Source organism: Moorena sp. SIO3I8, assembly GCF_010692325.1.
Taxonomy (GTDB): Bacteria; Cyanobacteriota; Cyanobacteriia; order Cyanobacteriales; family Coleofasciculaceae; genus Moorena.
Genome location: NZ_JAAHHW010000052.1, coordinates 21,567 through 42,010, shown reverse-complemented (window position 1 = coordinate 42,010; position 20,444 = coordinate 21,567). Strand labels below are relative to the sequence as shown.

16 protein-coding genes and 1 pseudogene are annotated in these 20,444 nt (G+C 44.0%); 8 read left to right on the top strand and 9 right to left on the bottom strand.

Annotation, left to right across the window (positions count from 1 at the left end):
* Positions 1-294: 294 nt before the first annotated feature.
* Positions 295-2,013 (bottom strand): lysine--tRNA ligase, encoded by a 1,719-nt coding sequence (gene lysS, locus F6K51_RS19855; protein WP_293023257.1) that lies wholly within the window; start codon positions 2,011-2,013, stop codon positions 295-297.
* 518 nt (positions 2,014-2,531) lie between these two features.
* On the opposite strand from lysS, the gene F6K51_RS19850 reads away from it, so the two are divergent.
* The 5 genes from F6K51_RS19850 to atpD all read left to right on the top strand — a co-directional run bounded on the left by F6K51_RS19850 (position 2,532) and on the right by atpD (position 7,803).
* Positions 2,532-3,854 (top strand): four-carbon acid sugar kinase family protein, encoded by a 1,323-nt coding sequence (locus F6K51_RS19850; RefSeq protein WP_293023255.1) that lies wholly within the window; start codon positions 2,532-2,534, stop codon positions 3,852-3,854.
* Between the two features lie 64 nt (positions 3,855-3,918).
* Positions 3,919-4,839 (top strand): septum site-determining protein MinC, encoded by a 921-nt coding sequence (gene minC / locus F6K51_RS19845; protein ID WP_293023253.1) that lies wholly within the window; start codon positions 3,919-3,921, stop codon positions 4,837-4,839.
* Complete coding sequence (gene minD / locus F6K51_RS19840) at positions 4,836-5,630, top strand: septum site-determining protein MinD (protein ID WP_293023251.1); 795 nt, start codon at positions 4,836-4,838, stop codon at positions 5,628-5,630. Before minC ends, minD begins: the two co-directional genes overlap by 4 nt.
* Positions 5,631-5,721: 91 nt before the next feature.
* Positions 5,722-6,036, top strand: a complete 315-nt coding sequence (minE, locus tag F6K51_RS19835) for a cell division topological specificity factor MinE (RefSeq protein WP_293023248.1) — start codon at positions 5,722-5,724, stop codon at positions 6,034-6,036.
* 318 nt (positions 6,037-6,354) lie between these two features.
* The gene (gene atpD / locus F6K51_RS19830) at positions 6,355-7,803 is read left to right on the top strand and encodes a F0F1 ATP synthase subunit beta (protein ID WP_293023246.1); all 1,449 of its coding nucleotides are present in this window, start codon (positions 6,355-6,357) and stop codon (positions 7,801-7,803) included.
* Positions 7,804-7,920: 117 nt separating this feature from the next.
* Here atpD and F6K51_RS19825 read toward each other — a convergent pair whose 3' ends face one another.
* Positions 7,921-8,127, bottom strand: a complete 207-nt coding sequence (locus tag F6K51_RS19825) for a hypothetical protein (protein WP_293023243.1) — start codon at positions 8,125-8,127, stop codon at positions 7,921-7,923.
* 137 nt (positions 8,128-8,264) lie between these two features.
* On the opposite strand from F6K51_RS19825, the gene atpC reads away from it, so the two are divergent.
* Positions 8,265-8,675 (top strand): ATP synthase F1 subunit epsilon, encoded by a 411-nt coding sequence (atpC, locus tag F6K51_RS19820; protein ID WP_070391911.1) that lies wholly within the window; start codon positions 8,265-8,267, stop codon positions 8,673-8,675.
* A 252-nt stretch (positions 8,676-8,927) separates the two neighbouring features.
* On the opposite strand, the gene F6K51_RS19815 is transcribed toward atpC, so the two are convergent.
* Positions 8,928-9,227: a 30S ribosomal protein PSRP-3 gene (locus F6K51_RS19815; protein ID WP_075897825.1), complete on the bottom strand. Its 300-nt coding sequence runs from the start codon at positions 9,225-9,227 to the stop codon at positions 8,928-8,930.
* A 174-nt stretch (positions 9,228-9,401) separates the two neighbouring features.
* On the opposite strand from F6K51_RS19815, the gene F6K51_RS19810 reads away from it, so the two are divergent.
* Complete coding sequence (locus F6K51_RS19810; RefSeq protein ID WP_293023263.1) at positions 9,402-10,220, top strand: TIGR01548 family HAD-type hydrolase; 819 nt, start codon at positions 9,402-9,404, stop codon at positions 10,218-10,220.
* Between the two features lie 241 nt (positions 10,221-10,461).
* On the opposite strand, the gene F6K51_RS19805 is transcribed toward F6K51_RS19810, so the two are convergent.
* From F6K51_RS19805 to F6K51_RS19795, 3 genes are read right to left on the bottom strand one after another with little or no spacing between them, the layout of a single operon-like run.
* A complete protein-coding gene (locus F6K51_RS19805; protein WP_293023236.1) occupies positions 10,462-11,289 on the bottom strand; it encodes a carbohydrate ABC transporter permease in 828 nt (275 codons plus the stop codon).
* Between the two features lie 14 nt (positions 11,290-11,303).
* Entirely contained in the window at positions 11,304-12,260 is a 957-nt protein-coding gene (locus F6K51_RS19800) for a sugar ABC transporter permease (protein WP_293023234.1), read from the bottom strand.
* A 3-nt stretch (positions 12,261-12,263) separates the two neighbouring features.
* A complete protein-coding gene (locus F6K51_RS19795; RefSeq protein WP_293023232.1) occupies positions 12,264-13,550 on the bottom strand; it encodes an ABC transporter substrate-binding protein in 1,287 nt (428 codons plus the stop codon).
* Between the two features lie 1,260 nt (positions 13,551-14,810).
* Here F6K51_RS19795 and F6K51_RS19790 point away from each other — a divergent pair.
* Positions 14,811-16,256, top strand: a complete 1,446-nt coding sequence (locus tag F6K51_RS19790; protein WP_293023230.1) for an MFS transporter — start codon at positions 14,811-14,813, stop codon at positions 16,254-16,256.
* 333 nt (positions 16,257-16,589) lie between these two features.
* On the opposite strand, the gene F6K51_RS19785 is transcribed toward F6K51_RS19790, so the two are convergent.
* The 3 genes and pseudogenes from F6K51_RS19785 to ltrA form a co-directional block, all read right to left on the bottom strand.
* Positions 16,590-17,411, bottom strand: a complete 822-nt coding sequence (locus tag F6K51_RS19785; RefSeq protein WP_293023228.1) for a tetratricopeptide repeat protein — start codon at positions 17,409-17,411, stop codon at positions 16,590-16,592.
* Positions 17,412-17,647: 236 nt separating this feature from the next.
* A pseudogene (locus tag F6K51_RS19780) lies at positions 17,648-18,577 on the bottom strand (transposase); the annotation flags it as partial.
* A gap of 107 nt (positions 18,578-18,684) precedes the next feature.
* Positions 18,685-20,364 carry a group II intron reverse transcriptase/maturase gene (gene ltrA, locus F6K51_RS19775; RefSeq protein WP_365940002.1) on the bottom strand — a complete coding sequence of 560 codons (1,680 nt, stop codon included), beginning with the start codon at positions 20,362-20,364 and terminating at the stop codon, positions 18,685-18,687.
* Positions 20,365-20,444: the final 80 nt, after the last annotated feature.

Genomic DNA, 20,444 nt, shown 5'->3' with positions numbered 1-20,444 from the left:
GATTTCATCACAAATTCCAGCCACTATTCCACAGTGGTCAAGATCCTGTACTCTGATATTAGACGCTTCAATTTTACTCATCTTTTAAAAATACCGGATTTTGGAATCACACCTGCGGAATGTGGGTTTATTTGTCAATGCTTTACTTTAATCTATCTAACCTACAAGCGATTAGCTTTGCACAGGGTTAGCTAATCGCTGATTAAGAACTAAATTTTCATCTGACCGCTAAACTTATAATCCAACAGCAAGTCACTAGGTTATAGCTAATGAGCCTTGGGCTGAATCCTGACACTAAATTTCTCGGTCGAAGCCATATTTTTCGCGGATATGGGTATTAAAATACTGACCGATAGAAGGATTATCTTTCAAACCATTGTAGATCTCCTCTGGTACATCTCGATACTTGTAGATACTACCATTATTAAATTCAAGCCGAAGAATTTTTTTGTCTACATCGTAGTCGAAGGATTTAATCACAGCACTGGTACTTTTCAGCAATGGGAAAGCAATCACATCCCGAATACTCGGTGAATTAGTCAGTAGCATCACTAAACGGTCAATACCAATACCTAAACCACCAGTGGGAGGCATACCATACTCCAGGGCAGCGAGAAAGTCTTCATCAACATCTTGAGCTTCCAAATCTCCTGCTGCTTTCTTGGCTGCTTGTGCTTCTAGTCGTTGCCGTTGATCTATAGGATCAGTTAACTCAGAATAACTGTTTGCTGTTTCTCTTCCCACTATAAACAATTCAAACCGTTCCACTAAACCTGATTTTGAGCGATGGGGTTTAGTAAGGGGAGAGATTTCCACAGGATAATCCAGAACAAAAGTCGGTTGGATTAACGTTTCTTCTACCTTCTGCTCAAAGGCTTCATTGAGCAATTTGCCAATAGAATAGCAATCATTGGGAACCTCCACACCAGCATCTTTTGCTGCTGCTTTTGCCTGCTCAATGTTGGTGAATTTATCAAAATCTAAACCAGTTTGGTCTTTGACTAACTCGTGCATCGTTACTTTACGCCAAGGGGGAGTTAGATCAATTACTTCACCTTGGTAGTTAATAGTTAGTGTACCTAACACTTCCTTAGCAGCATTACTGATTAGATTTTCCGTCAACACCATCATCTGATTATAATCGGCGTAAGCCTGATAGATTTCAATCATGGTGAATTCCGGATTGTGACGAGTCGAAATTCCTTCATTGCGGAAGACACGCCCCAACTCATACACCTTTTCAAAACCACCAACAATTAGTCGCTTCAGATGTAACTCGGTAGCAATACGCAGATACAAGTCCATTTGTAAGGTGTTGTGGTAGGTAATAAAAGGACGGGCATCTGCACCACCAGCCTCACTCTGAAGTACCGGAGTTTCAATTTCAATAAAATCCTGTTGGTTTAAATAGTGCCGAATAGAAGCAGTGATTTTGGCACGACGACGAAAGGTTTCCCGGACATCAGGATTAACAATTAGGTCAACATAACGTTGACGATAGCGCTTTTCTGTATCCGTCAAACCATGCCACTTATCTGGTAAAGGTAACAGAGATTTGGTCAGGATATCATACTCCTTGACATAGATCGAGAGTTCCCCTTTCTCCGTGCGCTTGATGGTTCCTTTTGCCCCAATAATATCTCCAGTATCAGTGAGTTTTTTGAGAATATTGAAAGCATTAGGAAGGTCTGCCATTTTAGCAGTGATTCTCTTTTTATCCAGGTAAAGCTGAATTGTACCGGTCTCATCCTGAATGTTGAAGAAAGCTAATTTACCAAAGACACGACGAGCTATAATCCGACCAGCAACAGCAACTTCGACATCTACTTCTTCGCCATTGCCTAGGTCAGCATAGTTTTGCTGCAATTCGGCAGCCTGAGCTGTAGATTCCCAATTATAGGCATAGGGGATTAATCCTTCTGCTTTGAGTTGTTCAACTTTTTCAAGCCGTGTGGTGCGAATTTCTTCTAGAGTTGAAGTGCTTTGTGGTTCTGGACGGGATTGGTCTGACATAATTTATAGCGACAATCTAGCTAGTGGACAAATAGTGGATAAACTGTAAGTTAGTGCTGCCTGGTGACCCCTTATTATATAGCAATTTATAAGTTAAACGTTAACATCCTCGTTAACATAGGTAACGGGGAACATAAGGGAAGTATAACTAGTTATCAAGAAGTTATCAATAATCAGTTAGCACTGCTCTATAACTATAATTATAGCTGATTTTTTAAACCTGATCAAATATAACTATTTTTATAGATAATTTTAATAATTAGTAGTTTATCATCATAATTAATCTGTCAGTTATCATAACGATGATTCCATTAATGCTTCCGATTACATGCTCTAAAATTTACTGACTTGATTGGGGATATTATTGTTATAGATTATCTGCTATCAAGCTCCCTATCAATTTAATTTTATGTTATAATAATTATGAGCCTTGCTATAACAATCACCAATTACCCATTCCCGATTACCCCTTCCCGATTACTATGGTAAATAACTGACTTTAATGACAAGCTTGGGAAATGACCAAAAAACCAAAAATTATTGTCCTCGATGATGACCCGACTGGCTCCCAGACTGTTCACAGCTGCTTGTTGCTGATGCACTGGGATGTGGATACATTGCGGCTGGGACTAAGGGATAACTCCCCAATCTTTTTTATTCTTACTAATACCAGAGCTCTTAACCCAGAGCAAGCAGCAACTGTGACTCGGGAAGTTTGCCATAACCTCAAAATTGCCATAGACGCTGAAGGAATTAAAGATTTTATGGTAGTCAGTCGCTCTGACTCCACCTTGCGGGGGCATTATCCTGTGGAAACTGATGTAATCGCCCAGGAAGTCGGACCATTTGATGCCCATTTCTTAGTCCCTGCATTCTTTGAGGGCGGACGAGTCACTATCGATAGTGTCCATTACCTAATCATTGATGGTATTAGAACCCCAGTGCATGAGACCGAGTTTGCCCGTGACTCGGTATTTGGATATCGCCATAGTTATTTACCCGACTATGTCCAAGAAAAGACCAAAGGTCAGATCAAGGCTGATGCGGTCGAGCGGTTTTTACTAGCAGATATTCGTAACGGTAGCTTGGAGCGCCTTCTCAAACTTACCAATAACCAGTGTGGCGTTGTGGATGGGGAAACCCAAGGGGATTTAGATCAATTTGCGGCAGATGTCCTGAAGGCTGCTGCCCAAGGGAAACGCTTTCTGTTTCGCTCTGCTGCTAGTATTTTAACCTCCCTTGCTAGTCTTGGCCCCCAACCCGTGGCCGCTATGGATATGGCTCAGTATGTCCGAGAGGGGAAACCAGGAGTTGTGATTGTGGGTTCCCACGTTAAAAAGACTACCCAGCAGCTGGAGCAGCTATTGGGAGCATCTGGGATTGGGGGGATTGAGGTAAATGTTGCCAATTTACTAGATGAATCCGAACAGCAACGGGCAAAACTTTTGGCAAGTATTCTCGAGCGGGTTCAGGAAATTCACAGTGCTGGTAAGACACCGGTAGTTTATACCTCTCGTCAGGAATTGGTTTTTGAGGATGTGCAGAAACGGCTGGCCTTTGGAGCAGTAGTTTCAGGCTTATTGATGGATATCGTGAGGGGATTACCTAAAGATATTGGGTTTTTAATCAGTAAAGGGGGTATTACCTCCAATGATGTCTTAAGTACTGGTCTGGCTTTGAGGTCAGCACGACTATTGGGTCAGATCCTTCCTGGATGCTCAATGGTGCGAACCTCTGCTGACCATCCCCAGTTTCCTAATTTACCTGTAGTGCTATTTCCTGGCAATGTGGGAGATGTGAATGGCTTGGTCACGGTTTACCGTCGATTGAGTGGAGAGTAATAATGCTTGACAGGATATCGAGTGTGGGTCTGGGGTGACAGAGCAATAGCACTATTTAAGTATCTTGCCCTTTTGCCCTACACCACCATTAGCTAAAATTCTCAACAGTTATCCAGCAGAACTTGCTGAAGAAGGTATGATCACGGAAGAATCTATCTTCGGTGCGTTAACTAATCTAGCTCCTTGTTGCATGACTTCTGATTCTGCCCAACCATCACCAGTTTCAACGGTTTCCGACGACCGCAACTCGGTAGTTAACTGCCAAGGGCAAGTTCGCTTAAAAAGTGAGGGGAAACGGCTGTTGTTGATCTTGCCACCAGCCACTAAAAACCCTAGTACTGCCAATTGGTCGGACCTATGGGAACAATTCAAGCATCGCCTCAATGCTGGAGAGCGCTTTTGGCAGCCTGAATCCAGTGTCCATATGATGGCTGGGGATCAATTGCTGGATGGGATGAAGCTACAAGCGATCGCTGATGCCCTTGGGGAAGTCCAGTTAAGGCTAAAGCGAGTCTACACCACGCGCCGACAAACTGCTGTGGCTGCTGCAGCTGCTGGGTACTCAGTAGAACAAGAAACCCCTAAGTACTCTTTGAATCAAAAGATTGATCAACCTACTGAATTACTCGCAGAACCTCTGTACTTACAAATGACCGTGCGTTCTGGTATAGAGATTCGTCACCCTGGCACTATTGTTATAATAGGAGACTTGAACCCTGGTGGTGCATTGATTGCAGCTGGGGATATCTTAGTTTGGGGGCATCTACGAGGCATTGCCCACGCCGGTGCGAATGGTAATCGAAAATGTCGGATTATGGCATTAAAAATGGAACCCACCCAGTTGCGGATTGCTGATGCTGTAGCTAGGGCACCGGAGACACCGCCACTTCAGTACTATCCTGAAGTAGCTTACGTGACTTCCCTTGGAATTCGTATTGCTAGAGCTGCTGATGTTGCTAAAACCCACTTGTCGTTGAATTCATGAGTCGAATTATTGTTGTCACCTCTGGCAAAGGAGGGGTGGGTAAAACTACCATTACCGCCAATCTAGGTTTAGCCCTAGCTCGTCTGGGTCGTCGAGTTGCCTTAGTGGATGCAGATTTTGGTTTGAGAAACTTAGACCTGCTGTTGGGACTAGAAAATCGCGTAGTCTACACGGCTATTGAAGTATTAACAGGTCAGTGCCGCTTAGACCAGGCTTTGGTCAAAGACAAACGGCAGGAAGGACTAGTCCTGTTACCGGCAGCCCAAAGTCGTAACAAAGAAGCCGTTAACCCCAACCAAATGAAAAAGTTGTTGGGGGTGTTAGCCAAGAATTACGAGTACATCTTGGTGGACTCTCCAGCAGGAATCGAAAGTGGGTTTAAAAATGCAGTTACGGCAGCTACTGAAGCCCTAATCGTTGCTACACCAGAGATTACCTCAGTGCGGGATGCTGACCGAGTTATTGGCTTACTGGAAGCGGAAGGAATCAAGCAGACCCGCTTAATTGTCAACCGCCTGAAAGCCACAATGGTAAAAGCGGATCAAATGATGTCAGTTCAAGATGTCCAAGAAATTCTTGCTATTCCCCTAATTGGTGTTATCCCTGATGACGAACGGGTGATTGTCTCCAGTAATCAGGGAGAACCCTTGATCTTATCAGAAAAGAAAACCCTGCCTGGAATTGCCATTGAAAACATTGCTGCACGCTTAGAAGGTGCAAATATTTCCTTCCTCGACCTGATGGCAGAACACGACAACCTAATCAGCCGCTTACGCCGCCTGTTCAGATAAGGTTTTACATTGTGAATTGCCAACAACTAGTTTTGCCAAAGAGCCTCTTCCTTCTCCCCCTGTGTGATTATTCACTACTCCAAAAAGCCCCATGATTATCGAAATTCTAGAACAACTTTTTTCCTGGAGGAGTGCTCAAAGCAGCCGTGAGGAGGCTAAGCGCCGCCTCCAACTGGTAATTGCCCACGATCGCTCTGACCTGAGTCCTAAAATGGTGGAGTCGATGCGGCAAGACATCCTGGAGGTGGTCTCTCGCTACGTTGAGATTGATCCCGATGGGTCAGAGTTTTCCTTAGAAAGCAACCAACGGGCAACAGCACTAATTGCTAATCTACCCATCCGACGAGTTAAGGAAAAACTACTAAAGGAAGAATACCAACGCTTCACTCAAGACGAAGAAGAGTAAGTTTCTAGTAGCTGAAGGGGTGACAAGCTACTTCAAAAGTAGGCCGGTTGTGGGGTAAACCGGTTTGGGGTGTCTAGCTAAATTGAGGCTATTACTTGGCTGAACAATTATCGGATCACCTTTGAAGGTGATTATGAACCAAGGTCTCCTCCTATGGTCACCCCTAAGGGATGGAAGCTAGAGTCGTGTTTATATTTAATTTGGGATCAACTTCCGATACGGTTGAACCCTAACAATGGTAATCTTGAGAGTGGCATTACTAAATGTTAAGACTGTTTTCCAAAATCTGTAACAATAGCTTGACTAAATAAGCGCAATATGGTAGGCACCGCAGAACAAACAAACACGGGCGCTATTGCCCAAATTATCGGTCCGGTTGTTGACGTAGAGTTTCCCAGCGGCAAAATGCCGCAGATTTACAATGCCTTGAGAATTGAAGGCAAAAATGAAGCTGGACAAGATGTTGCTGTGACCTGCGAAGTGCAGCAGCTTCTCGGGGATAACCAAGTGCGCTCTGTTGCCATGAGTGGTACAGACGGTCTGGTGCGGGGTATGGAAGTTATTGATACTGGTGCCCCCATTAGTGTACCCGTCGGCAAGGCTACCTTAGGACGGATTTTCAATGTCTTGGGTGAACCAGTAGATAACAGAGGACCGGCAGAATCTGAGGAGCGCTTCCCAATTCACCGCCCTGCTCCCAAGTTAACCGAGCTGGAAACCAAGCCCTCAGTATTCGAAACGGGTATTAAAGTAATCGACCTGCTGACTCCCTATCGACGCGGTGGTAAGATTGGTCTTTTTGGCGGCGCTGGAGTCGGCAAAACTGTGATCATGATGGAGTTGATCAACAACATCGCCACGAAACACGGTGGAGTATCAGTATTTGGCGGTGTAGGAGAGCGTACCCGTGAAGGGAACGACCTCTACAACGAAATGATGGAATCCAAGGTAATCAACCCGGATGATCTAAACGAGTCGAAAATTGCCCTAGTTTATGGTCAGATGAACGAACCCCCCGGTGCGAGAATGCGGGTGGGTCTGTCAGCTTTGACCATGGCTGAGTACTTCCGGGATGTGAACAAGCAGGACGTGTTGCTGTTTATCGATAACATCTTCCGATTTGTACAAGCCGGTTCGGAAGTGTCTGCTCTTTTGGGAAGAATGCCTTCTGCTGTAGGATATCAACCAACTTTGGGAACAGACGTAGGTGCTCTGCAAGAACGGATTACCTCCACTAACGAGGGTTCAATTACCTCCATTCAGGCAGTATATGTGCCAGCTGACGACTTGACCGACCCAGCCCCAGCAACTACATTTGCTCACTTAGATGGTACAACAGTGTTGTCCCGTGGCCTAGCATCTAAGGGAATTTACCCGGCTGTGGACCCCCTCGATTCTAATTCAACTATGCTGCAACCGAGCATTGTGGGAGAAGACCACTACGGAACAGCTCGTTCTGTGCAGGCAACTCTACAGCGTTACAAGGAACTCCAAGACATTATCGCGATTTTGGGCTTGGATGAATTGTCCGAGGATGACAGACTAACCGTGGCTCGCGCCCGCAAGATTGAGCGCTTCTTGTCTCAACCGTTTTTTGTAGCTGAGGTCTTCACTGGTTCTCCTGGTCAGTATGTTAGCTTGGACGATACTATCAAAGGCTTCCAAATGATTCTGAAGGGGGAATTGGATGACCTTCCTGAGCAAGCCTTCTACATGGTGGGCAGTATTGATCAAGCGATCGCTAAAGCTGAAAAACTGAAGAGTTAAGTCAGGTTTGATGCTAATAAGGTTATCAAGGTTGAAGGTTGAAGGTTATCAAGGTTGAAGGTTGAAGGTTATCAAGGTTGAAGGTTGAAGGTTATCAAGGTTGAAGGTTGAAGGTTATCAAGGTTGAAGGTTGAAGGTTATCAAGGTTGAAGGTTGAAGGTTATCAAGGTTGTTCGCGTAGCGTGGCCGAAAGGCCAAGGTTATCAAGGTTGTTCGCGTAGCGTGGCCGAAAGGCCAAGGTTTGGTATTTAAACAGCAACCTAGTAACCAGTAACCAGTAACCAGTAACCAGTAACCAGTAACCAGCAACCTAGTAACCTTCAACCAGTTAACCTGTAACCTGTAACAATTAACCTGTAACAATTAACCTGTAACAATTAACCTTCAACCAGTTAACCTGTAACCTGTAACTTTCAACCTGCTAAACTGCCAAAGTCCAACAAACACAATTGATTCTGCTGATGGCTTTAACTGTTCGTATTATTGCTCCCGACAAAACCGTCTGGGATGACCAAGCACAGGAAATAATTTTACCCAGCACCACCGGTCAGCTTGGGATATTGAGTGATCATGCTCCTCTGTTATCAGCGCTGGATACTGGTGTGATGCGAATTCGTTCAGACAAAGAGTGGATACCAATTGCTCTTATGGGTGGATTTGTGGAAGTTGAAGATAATGAAGTGACGATTCTTGTCAATGGTGCTGAGTCCAAAGATGAAATTGACAAGGATGCTGCAGGTGTTGAGTTCAACGAAGCAAAAGCTCGTCTAGAAGAACTTCAAAACGAGGAGAATACCCAAGAAAAAATCCAAGCAACTCAAGCCTATAAGAAAGCCCGTGCTCGCTTTCAAGCTGCTGGTGGCATGGTGTAGTAACGCAACGGTAACTTCTAACCCCGTAAACGAAGTAAGCAAGGGATTTAAACCCTATAAGCTCCGCGCTCTCCACACCCCCCGAAACAGGGGGGTAGGGGAGCTTCTGGAGTTGGTCACGGTCAGTCTGTTACTTGGATTAAGGGGGTTGAATTAAGGACGTTCTTCAACTAAGGAATCATCTCAACTAAGGTCAGATGATTGGTCAGTTACCAATTCCCCTCAATCATTAGATTAATCAGCAAGGCTGGATTAAGCACTACCAGTAAAAACGACTTCCGGGAACTTAGCCTGAGCCTCAGACATAGGTCTACGCCTACCTTCCTCTTGCCAGTAGTTAATTACTTCAGTGGCTTTGTTGAGGATTTCAATGCGATCAGCTTCAGTAATCCAGTGTTTGGCTTCCATCTCATCCTTGAGCTGTTCCCAGGCATCGTTCCGGGGCCAGAAAAAGTAACAAGTTAATGGGCTGGTGCCTTTGCCGACAATTTGATCAACTGCCAGGGCTACATTCTCATCTAGCCAGAGAACTTTTAATAGAAATTTTGACAATCAGGCCTCCCTCAGATATCCCAGGTTATCTTTAACTATAATCTATTGTACAATTGATGATTTTAGCGCAAGAAGACTGTTCTTGATCAAGATTCAGGGATAGGTTTGTAGTTAAATAGTTGGTAGTATTGGTGCTGATCAGCAATATTGGCTCAACTAGCCCAAGCGTGCATGATGCCTAGTTCAGAAACATTTATTCCTAACTTTAATGCCATAGTGGTGTTCGACATTGACGGCGTGGTGCGTGACGTTAGTGGTTCTTACCGTAGAGCGATCGCAGATACGGTAGACCATTACACTGGTGGTGCCTATCGACCCACGATGGTAGAGATTGACCAACTCAAATCAGAAGGGCTATGGAATAACGACTGGGAGGCATCGCGAGAATTAATTTATCGGTACTTTGAGGCTCAAGGAAAAACGAGATCCCATTTTTCTCTCGACTATGAAGCCCTTGTTGATTTTTTCAATTCTCGCTATCGAGGAACAGATCCCAACCATTGGACTGGGTACATTTGTGACGAACCGTTATTGTTACAACCCAGTTATTTAGAGAGTTTGACCACAGCAGGGATTCCTTGGGGTTTTTTCAGTGGCGCAACACGACAGGAAGCGAACTATGCCCTAGAAGGACGACTCGGTCTCGAACGGCCTGTCCTAATTGCGATGGAGGATGCCCCTGGTAAGCCTGACCCTACAGGACTGTTTGCCGTAGTTCTACAGCTAGAACAGGAGCATCAAGTTAAGGTGGAATTGCCAGTTATCTACGTTGGTGACACAGTTGCTGACATGTACACTGTTGAAAAAGCCAGAGACTCTCATCCAGAACGAGTTTGGGTTGGGGTAGGTATTTTACCCCCTCATGTGCAGGAGATACCACAACACCGGGAGGCTTATGGAGAGAGGCTAAAAGCTGCTGGTGCAACAGTGGTTTTTGATAATGTTGAGCAGCTGACTCCTGAACAGATTCAGGAAATACTACATCAGGGTTAATGGTTGTTAATAGTTGAACGCGCACCCGTGGCCAAAAGGCCAAGGTTGAGAGTCCTTGAGGTTAAAAGTCAAAGTCAATAGTCAATCTTCCAAAAATTCACAGGTTGACGAAAACAAAAGCGAGGTCTTGGGGTTACCCCCAAGACCTCGCTGCATTAAAAGCGGGAAGCTCTTGACCTTGCCATTGGCATATCCGTTTCTCTGTGTGTAGTGGGACTTGACCCTTTACCCTTTCACCAGCTCATCCTTTAGAGCCAGTAAATGTTACCCCAGAGATAAAGTAACGATTGAAGAAGGCGTAAATCCCCAAAGCCGGTATAGTAAAGACCATTGAGGCTGCCATAATGTAGTTCCAATAACTAATGTATTGCCCCTTAAAGGTATTTAAACCTAAGGGAAGCGTAAACATTCCTGGGTCAGAGGTAATCATTAGGGGCATTAAGAAATTATTCCAAGACCCCATAAAAATAAAGATCGCTTGTGCTGCCAAAGCTGGCTTGGCTAAAGGCAGGACAACCTGCCAAAAGGTTTCCCAGCGACTTAATCCATCCAAGGCAGCAGCCTCTTCAAGTTCCTTAGGAAAATTGATAAAGAACTGCCGCATCATAAAAATAAAGGTGGCATTCACTGCACTCGGTACAATCAATCCTTGGTAGGTATTCAGCCATCCCAAAGACTTTAAGATTAAATAACCAGGAATTAGGGTGACTTGTCCAGGAATCATCAAAACTGCCAAGATTATTCCCAACAATAATGAATTACCTGGAAACTTAACTCTGGCTAAGGCATAACCTGCCATTGAGTTAAATATAATATTCAAGCCTGTTACACAAACACCAACCAAGACACTGTTTAAAAACCAGCGCCCAAACAAAGGGGATTCAATGAAAATATTGCGGTAGTTATCGAAGGTAAAATCATGGGGTATAAAATTCAACCCGCCAGCGATAATTTCCTCAAGGGGTTTAAAGGAGGCTGATAAAGCCCAAGCAAAAGGTAAAAACGTAATAATGGCATAGAGGATAAGAATGCCATAAAATATCCCTCTGATCCAACGAAAATTATTCACTCTTCTTTGATCTCCTAATTCGCTTTTTCTTCTCTAAAGAAGCCGCGTTGAATCAGTGTTGTCACTAGAATTACACCAGCTAACATTAATGCCAGTGCAGCGGCGTAACCCATATCCAGACTTCTAAACGCATACTGGTAGATCAGAAGCACAACCGTCAGGGTTGAGTTGTTTGGACCACCGGTGCCACCCGAGAAGATGTAAGACTGGTCGAATAACTGAAACGTGCCAATGATACCCATAACCATAACGAAAAATGTAACTGGTTTGAGTAAAGGCACGGTAATATTTATGAACTGATCGAACTCATTGGCACCATCGAGTTTTGCCGCCTCATAAACGGATCTAGGTATATCTTGTAGCGCAGCCAGGTAAATCACCATGAAAAACGGTGCTGTAGACCAAATATTCATAATCATAATGGATTTGAGAGCCACGCTTGGGTCTCCTAGCCAGTTGTAGGTTGGTAAACCAAAAAAGTCTAGTAATCCATTAAGTAGACCATTAGAATTATAAATCCAGATAAATATTAGGGTTAAAACTGCTGAAGAAGTGACAGTGGGGAGAAAGAAAATAATCCTAAACCATTTTTTTCCTTTAATTTCTTTATTTAGGACTAGAGCTAAAACCAGAGCCAGGATTGTTTGACAAGGAACAACAATAATGACATACTCAATTGTATTTTTTAGCGCAATCCAAACTCGCTCATCGTCAAAGGTACGAAGGAAATTTTTTAACTCAACAAATCGATAACTCAGCCCTCCTAAAATTTCAACCTTATGGAATGAAAGGAAGATTGCATAGATAATTGGTGCAATCAAAAAGGTTCCTAAAACTAGAATAGTAGGAGCCATGAAGAGGTAGCCAGATATAGCTTCCCTAACTTTGGCTTTCTGCCAAAATCTCTTCAATATGACATCCCTCGATTTGACGTTTTGGTCAACTCCAAGTTTAGCTTTAGCTAGTGACATTTGTTAGTAGTTACTCGCTTGAATTTCTTTGTTAGCAGTTTGTTGTGCTTTTTTCATGGCTGACTTCAAGGATTGCTCACCCAGTAAAGCACTAAGAAACTGATTGTCGAAATGGGTCATAAATATTGGCAATTTTTCATCCTCTTGCCAAATCGTGGCGTAGTCAGCACCAGCAATAAAGGGGGTGTAAAGAGGATTTTGTTCATAGCCAAGTTCTGATATGACTGATTTCCGAGCCGGGATTGCCAATCCTCCGTTCGCCCAAGCTTTCATTCCTTCCTTGCCAGTCAAATAAGAAATCAGTTCCCAGGCAGCCTCTTTATTTTTAGCTTGCTTGTTCATGACATAAGCAACGGTATAAACCATGCTGCCTTTGTGGTTACCAATACTGGGAACTTCCGCAGTGGCAAACTCAATTTTGGGAAATGTCTGTTGTAGGTAAGGAATCGCATAGCTACCTTCAATAACCATTGCTGCCTTCCCTTGGCCAAACATTTCGCTCCCAGAACTAGCTCCAACGTCTGACGGTATGGCAGCAGAATGGTTTTCTCGATACATATCCATCAAAGGTGTTAGACCTGATAGACTTTGCCGAGTCGCGAAGACAGCCTCGCCTTTTTGGTCAACTAACTCACCGCCAAAGGCTTTGATCATGAAGTAGTGACGAGAGAGTTCTGGCGTGATCCCTAATCCATATATGTCAACCCTGCCATTGTGAGTTGTATCCCTGGTCAATTTTTTGGCATAGTCCTCTAACTCTTCCCAGGTTTGGGGAGGGTTGCTTATACTGAGTTGATCGAAATATTTTTGATTGTAGAAAAGGGCAAGGGTTGTAAAATCCTTAGGCAATCCGTAGGTTTTGCCATCGGATTGGAAGGCTTCCGAGAGATGGGGAGCCAAGTCATCTAAATCTAGGTCCTGGTCCTCAGTGATGTAATCATCAAGAGGCTCCAAAACGCCATGAGTCATGAGTAAGGGAGCATCTAGGGCGTCTACATAGAAGACATCAGGAGCAGCATCACCAATCAACCGAGTCTTAATGACATCCATATATTGGTCAGTGATCACTTCAAACTTGACTTTTCTGCCAGGATGTGATGCTTCAAACTCCCTCAGTACCTGCTCAAGGAGCTGTTTTTCCTTCGGGCTGCTCTGCCAGCCGCTGAGGGTCACAGTAGAAATGTCACTGGCGATACTGCGGCTACAGCCAGTTAGGAACAGAATTAGAGATAGTAAAATTAGACATCTCGAAAGGATTTGCTTCATGATAAGTAAGGACGGCAAGGGCACCTCCCCTGGAAAACTTATTTCCCGTCTGAGGAGGTGGCTATATACCTAGAAATATTTAGTAAATACAGATGAAGATATGGTTCTTGAGATAACTCGACATCCAAGATGGCTTTCTACAGCTTATTTCTTAAGGTGTCCAAGATGGCTTTCTACAGCTTATTTCTTAAGGTGTCCTTATTTCTTAAGGTGTAAAGCTGTTACTAGCCATATTTATTGGGGTAAAGCTAGCTGTTAGTAGCCAACTTTATTATTGCTTATCCTTATTATACCACCACTTATCTTTAGCTTTAATTATGATTAACCATGATCCCCATCAGGGCTACACTCTTGACTGACTCAACTACGCAAACCGGAGATCAAGACTATGAAGGCGATCCCGCCTTTTTTTTGTCCGTAGCAAGGTAGTGGGAGCTCTTGCGCACGATCTGTCAGATGAAAGATTTCCGTCAATATACTTAATTGTATTTTTGTTGCAATATTTTAATTTTTTTGAGATATTATGTATAAGGTACCCTGTTGCCCCAGGGATAAAAAAGGCAACAGCTGTACCTCGGTCAGTATTGATATGTAGATATTGATATGTAGATATTGATATGTAGATATCGATTCTGGCTACATCGGGATTCCTAAACAAGGGAATAAGGCATTGGCGTGATTTTTCCTCATGATCCATGTCTAGCCCCCTTGCTCCCCCGTTAATTGAATAGCGTAGCCTCCGCTGCTATACCCCGTCATGACCATAGCTCTCCCCGTAGGGCATAGCCCTTAGGAAGTAACCCTTAGGGATGCTCGAAGAGTAATACTTTTCGTATTTCTAAGGGGTTGGGTGAAGGCTAGAGAATAAGTGTTATTGAAAGGTAGCCCTTCTCGAAAAGTAAGGGTTACCGGAGTGTATAGCAGATGTCGCAGGAGCTAGACCTTGCCGGACTCTACCAAGAGTACGGAAGGCTATGGTAGGTCTTCTGCGAGAGTAAGCAAGTCTTACTTCCCTCGTGATTTAAATGGCATAGACTCCTCTTTTAAAACCCCTTTTAGCCGAAGGGGGTTTTAAAAGAGGGTATAGGGGGGATTTAAGAGCAAGCCAAGAGGGTTACGCTATGGGCACGCTACGCCCATCAAGAAGGGGGATGCTGTAGGGAGGATATGGCATAGGAGTTTCGACCTGCCTGCCGATCCAGTACAGGTGCTACCTGAACCAATACGATTTACTCGTCTCCATTTCGCCATTTAAGTCCTCTCTATCTAGCTACCTGAACCGCTATGCTCAGACTCATATCCGATGTCGCCCCAGAAGCTCCGTCTTTGCCGCGATTGCCAGATTTGCTCAAGTCCCTAAACAAGGAAGCACGACCGCCGCTTAGCCCTACTGAAAAAATTCCCAAGGGAGAGATTCGCTCTAGCTTAAGGGCTGCCAACATTGACGGTGTGTTTTCCACCTTCTTTGGCTGTGTCACGGCTGAGGTTTTGCTGACTAACTTCTTGCTGCAACTGGGGGCTAGCAACTTTGAAATCGGTATTCTCACAGGAATACCTCTACTCGCGAATTTTCTACAGCCTATTGGTGCTTATTTATCTGATCGATCCTACAGTCGCCACTGGTTTATCCTGAAAACCTTCGTTCCTTCACGACTACTGTGGTTATTTGTCCTAGCAGGAATTGGGATGTTCTGCACTGGTCTGGCTCCAGCTCATCATCTGGTGTTGTGTACACTGGCGATTAACCTGATCACTCACATTTTTGGAGCTTTGGGTAGTCCCTCTTGGGCTAGCTGGATGGCGGTGTTAGTTCCTGTTCGCCTGCGAGGGCGATATTTTGCACTGCGCAATAGCTTTAATCATTTAACCAACCTACTGTGTGTTCCCCTACTCGGATATATTGTTTCTACCTGGGGAGGTGGCCAAGTTCAAGGCTACGGCGTAATCTTGATTTTGGCTATCATAGCTGGAATACTCAGTTTACTTTTTCAGTTCTTCATGGTAGATGTCACTCCTCAGATACCTTCAAAAAAGACTGCGAAGACTGATGAGACTACTGGTGAAACCTTAGAGTCTGAGGATCAACCCACACCTTCTGATTATGTTGCCTTATTGAAAGATACAAACTTCCTAATCTTTGTACTCTTCTTTGGATTGTGGGTTTTTTCCTTCACCCTCAGCAATCCGTTTTTCAATGTTTATCTGCTCGACAATTTGGGCTTAGATGTTGGTTGGGTAACCCTCTATACGAGTCTGATGGCTGGAGCAAGTTTATTGACACTGATGTACTGGGGTAAGTTGTCTGACCTGATCGGGAATCGCCCAGTACTAATGATTGTTGTGATCATGCTATCTGTGATTCCCTTACTTTGGCTTGGCATCAGCAGCCCAACAACTCTCGCTCTTTGGGTTTGGCTACCCCTTTTATTCTTCGCGACAGGTTCATCTGTGGCAGCCATTGACCTGTGTGCCAATAACATCCAAGTGGAGATCTCACCAGTCCACAAACCCTCCACATATTTTGCGGCGGCTGCAGCATCAGCTGGATTAGGTGGTGCTATAGGTAGTACATTTGGTGGCTTTTTAGCCGAGTTACCTCACTTCGGTGGTTTGCCAACATTATTTGCCCTCTCAGCAGCCCTGCGATTGGCTACCCTTTTACCTTTGGTATTTGTCCAGGAGCCACGGGGTCGGAACCTCAAACAACTGCTTGTTGGTAAGCGTGCTTGAGAATCAATAGTTTAGTCAAGAGTTATGAGTTTAGGGTGCGAACGCACCCTAAACGTAGGTTAAGACTTAACGTTATTGGGTAACTCCTAAAGTATTGACTCTTGAGAAAAGCTAAGGTTGATCAGGTTAATTTCACTTAAGTTAATTTGTAAGCATTCAGCTATCAGTTATCAGTTATCAGCTTTTTAATAAAATAGGTAAAAATTGGTTTAATCTCTGTTACGTCAGCACCTCAAGTAGCGAATGACTGACGGCTGGCGGCACCTCAAGTAGCGTGAGCTTTTAGCTGACGGCTGACGGCTGACGGCTGACGGCTGAATCCTTACGTTAATTTCACTTAAGGTTTAAGAAATTTGCTAACGCCTCAACCATCATTGGTGGCCAACGGCGGACATGCTCTACCCAGTCCAAGTCTTGGTAGCGCTTGTCGAGACCAACGGCTGCCACCCAGTTACTCTCAGCTTCCCCCCGTTTTCCGTTAGCCCACAAAACGGCTGTTAAAGCAGCTCGCAGATCGGCAAATTGGGAGTATTTTCGGATGGTATTGCGCATGATGCCCATGGCTTCTTTGGTTTCACCAATTTGATATAGGGCCAGAGCATAGTTAGCATAGGCAAAGGCAAACTTGGGCGCTAACTCGATGGATTTTTGGTAATTTGCGATCGCTTCTGTCCATTGGCCTAGTCCTGCCTTGGCATTCCCTAAGTTGTTGTAAGCCATGGCATCATTGGGATCAAGTTTTAGCAATCGCTCATAGTCAGCAATGGCATCTTGCCATCGCCCTTGTCCTTCATAGGCAGCACCGCGATTTAGATAAGGGTCAGTGGCTTCTGGTGCTAACTCAATGGCGTGAGTAAAGTCTGCGATCGCATCTTCTAATTTATTCTGGCTGACTCTAAGGTTACCCCGATTACTCCAACCCACGGGATTATCTGGCAACAGCTCAATTAGCTGAGTCCAGTAATTTTCAGCAGTGGGGAATTTCCCCTGATTCGTAGCAGCAAATGCCTTTTTCCTTAACTGGTTAATTTGTTTGATCTGAGCCTTAGTCAATTCTGGGAATTGGGTTTGCGCCATTGCTGGGGGTGTGATGATCGTAGGAGCCGATACAACGACAAGCAGTAAAATCAGTAAAATTCGAATCAAGCGTTTCATATATTATTTCAACTCACACCGCAATCTTGATATTCCTTGCTACTGACTATTAACTAGTGACAGCTCCTACACTGACCTTACAGGTTCAGTGTAGGCAACAAGCGCCAATCCGGGCATCCCTTAGGAGGCGCTGGGCTTTAAGAACGGACTGCCGAGAGACGAAACCTTAGATAGTGGAGCCTTTATTGTTAGTCGGCTATGCATAAAAGGGTTAAAACTTTTTGATTAAGGCTCCACTATCTTACGGTAACTTCAAACCCTGCCGCTCTATTTCGTATATTGATAGCTGCATTATGATCGCGGTCAAGACTGCATCCACAATGGGGACAATCATGCCACCGGACATGCAACTTCTTGGGGACTTTATTGCCACAATTGGAGCAATTCTGTGAAGTATTTTTGGGGCTTACTGGAACCGTTAACAAGCCAGCATTCAAGGCCGTAGGCCACGCTACGCGAACGGCTTTGCTTGCTAGGATTGTCAAGAAGCTTGACCATCCCGCATCCAACACAGATTTAGCCAATCGGGACTTAGCCAGTCCTTTAACATTTAGTTTTTCATGAGCGATTACATCATACTTTGATAGTAGGTGGTTTGCTGTTTTGAAATGAAAATCTTTTCTTTTGTCTGATCCCTTTTTATGCTGTTTTCCGAGCTGCTTGATCGCCTTTAGCCTGTTATTACCCCCTTTCTTTCTCCGGGATACTCGCTTTTGAATCACTCTTAAACGTTTTTGAGCTTTTCGATAATACTGAGGAATTTCAACGACTTCACCCTCAGAGGTAGTAAAAAAATCTTTAAGACCAACATCAATCCCAACTATTGAATCTGGATTAATATTGGGCTTAATTTCAGGAATGGTCTTGTCCTCTAGAGATAAAACCAAATAATAGCCATCACATTTTTTGGTGATAGAAGCTGTCTTGATATTAAATCCAGAAGGAATAGTCCGATGGAGTACAACCTTAACTTTGCCTATTTTTGGAAGGTTGATCAAATTTCTTTCCAGACACCCTTCTTTCATTTGGGGATAGGTAAAGGTACGGTAGCGGTGTAGCTTTTTGAACCTAGGTCGTCCACTTCGTTTTCCGCTACTATCTCCTTTGATAAACCTGTCAAAAGCTAGCTTTACTCTCTTTACTGTATCCTGAAGTACCTGAGAATATTAAACTAAGCCGGTGAGTCGCCTCACCGACTCGTCTCCAAAACCGTACGTGACACTTTCATATCATACGGCTCCTCATTACAGTACAATCCTTGACAGTGGCTCCTCTAGAACGGGTTTTCATCTAACTCATTGGAGTTGATTCTCTTTCCGTGTTTGACATCGTGACAATGTAGGTGTAATAATTCGAGATTTTTGTCTGAATTATTTCCCCCTAGTGCGCGTGGTATTATGTGATGTTTTTCCATTAAATCTCCATCCCTAAAGGTAAGACCACAATGAGTGCATTTCCCTTCTTGCCGTTCTAAAAGTTTTCCCTTCTGAGTGGTCATCTCAGGATGCTTTCTCATTCTGGTATTCCAATAGATTAGGTCTCCATCATAGGGACTTCTGGTATCCTGGATTTTTGTGTGCCTTACAATTTTTGTTTTGGCATGTTTGGGGAGATAATTATCTTTCCCTGTCATAAATGTCCAGTTATCACCTTCGATGGTTCCCCAGTATTTATCGTTTACCCAGGTTTTTGATTTCTTTGGATGTCTCCTGTATCCCCATCTTTGGAGTTTATTCCAAAGCATGTTTCCTAATTCGTCGAAAGTTTCTTGACTACAAACACTCTTGTAGTAATTACACCATCCACGTATAATTGGTTTTAGGTGGCGTATTAGTGCCTCCTGAGGGGCAGCTCTGTGTTTGTCGATAGATTTTGAGAGCTGCCTATAATGCTCTTGAACTTTTTCCTTAGATGGTTTGATGATGGTTTTAAAACCTTGTTTTGACTGGTGTTTACCTACTTGGTATTGACGGATAGTAAATCCTAAGAAATCAAATCCGTCAAGAGTGTGGGTAATTTTGGTCTTACTTGGTTTTAATTCCAATCCCATGTCATTCAACCATTCGTTGATGATTCTTTGACATTCTTCTACCACAGTTTGTTCTTTATGCAGGATGACAAAGTCATCAGCATATCGAATCAAATTTAATGCCTTTTTGTTTCTTTTTTTATCTCCTTTCATAGATTTGGCATATTGTTTGATTCGTTCCTCCATTCCGTGAAGGGCTATATTTGCCAAGAGTGGGGATATAACTCCACCTTGGGGAGTACCCTCTTTTATAGATGAGAATGTTCCGTTATCTATCACACCGGCTTTTAACCATGATTTGATTAATCGTCTTAGTGACGGATATGTATTTAATTTTGTCAGAAGTGCATCATGGTTGATTTTGTCGAAACATTTTGCTATATCGGCATCTAGTACCCATTTGGGTTTTTGCTTGATACTTTTAAATATTGCTTCGATTGCATCGTGACATGAGCGTCCTGGTCTAAATCCGTAGGAATTGGGTTCAAATTTTGCTTCCCATTCCGGTTCTAGAGCCGCGCACGCAAGTGCTTGTAAGGCGCGGTCATACATGGTGGGAATCCCCAATGGGCGTTTTTCCGTTCGTCCAGGTTTGGGAATCCATACCCTTCTGGTTGGTTTGGCCTTTCTTTGAACTTTAAGGCTGGCTACTAAGGCGAGGCGTTGTTTTGGTGTTAGGGATTTAACCCCGTCTATTCCGGCAGTCTTTTTGCCTTTGTTCTGTTGGGTTACCCTTCTAACCGCAATCATTTTAGCTGACCAGGATTTCATCAGGGTTTTTTGCAGCTTTCGCACCACGCGGACATCACCACGGCTTGAGGCTCGATATATTCGTTTTTGTAACTTAAAGACAGTCATTTCTAGCTTACGCCAGTTGACTTTCTTCCATTCCGACTGTGGGGCGAACCCCCGAGTTTTAGACATATTCATTACTACTGGCAACTATATCTCTTCCTGTAACGTGAGTCTGTCAGCATATCCTAGGCATTACCCTAGACGTTAGC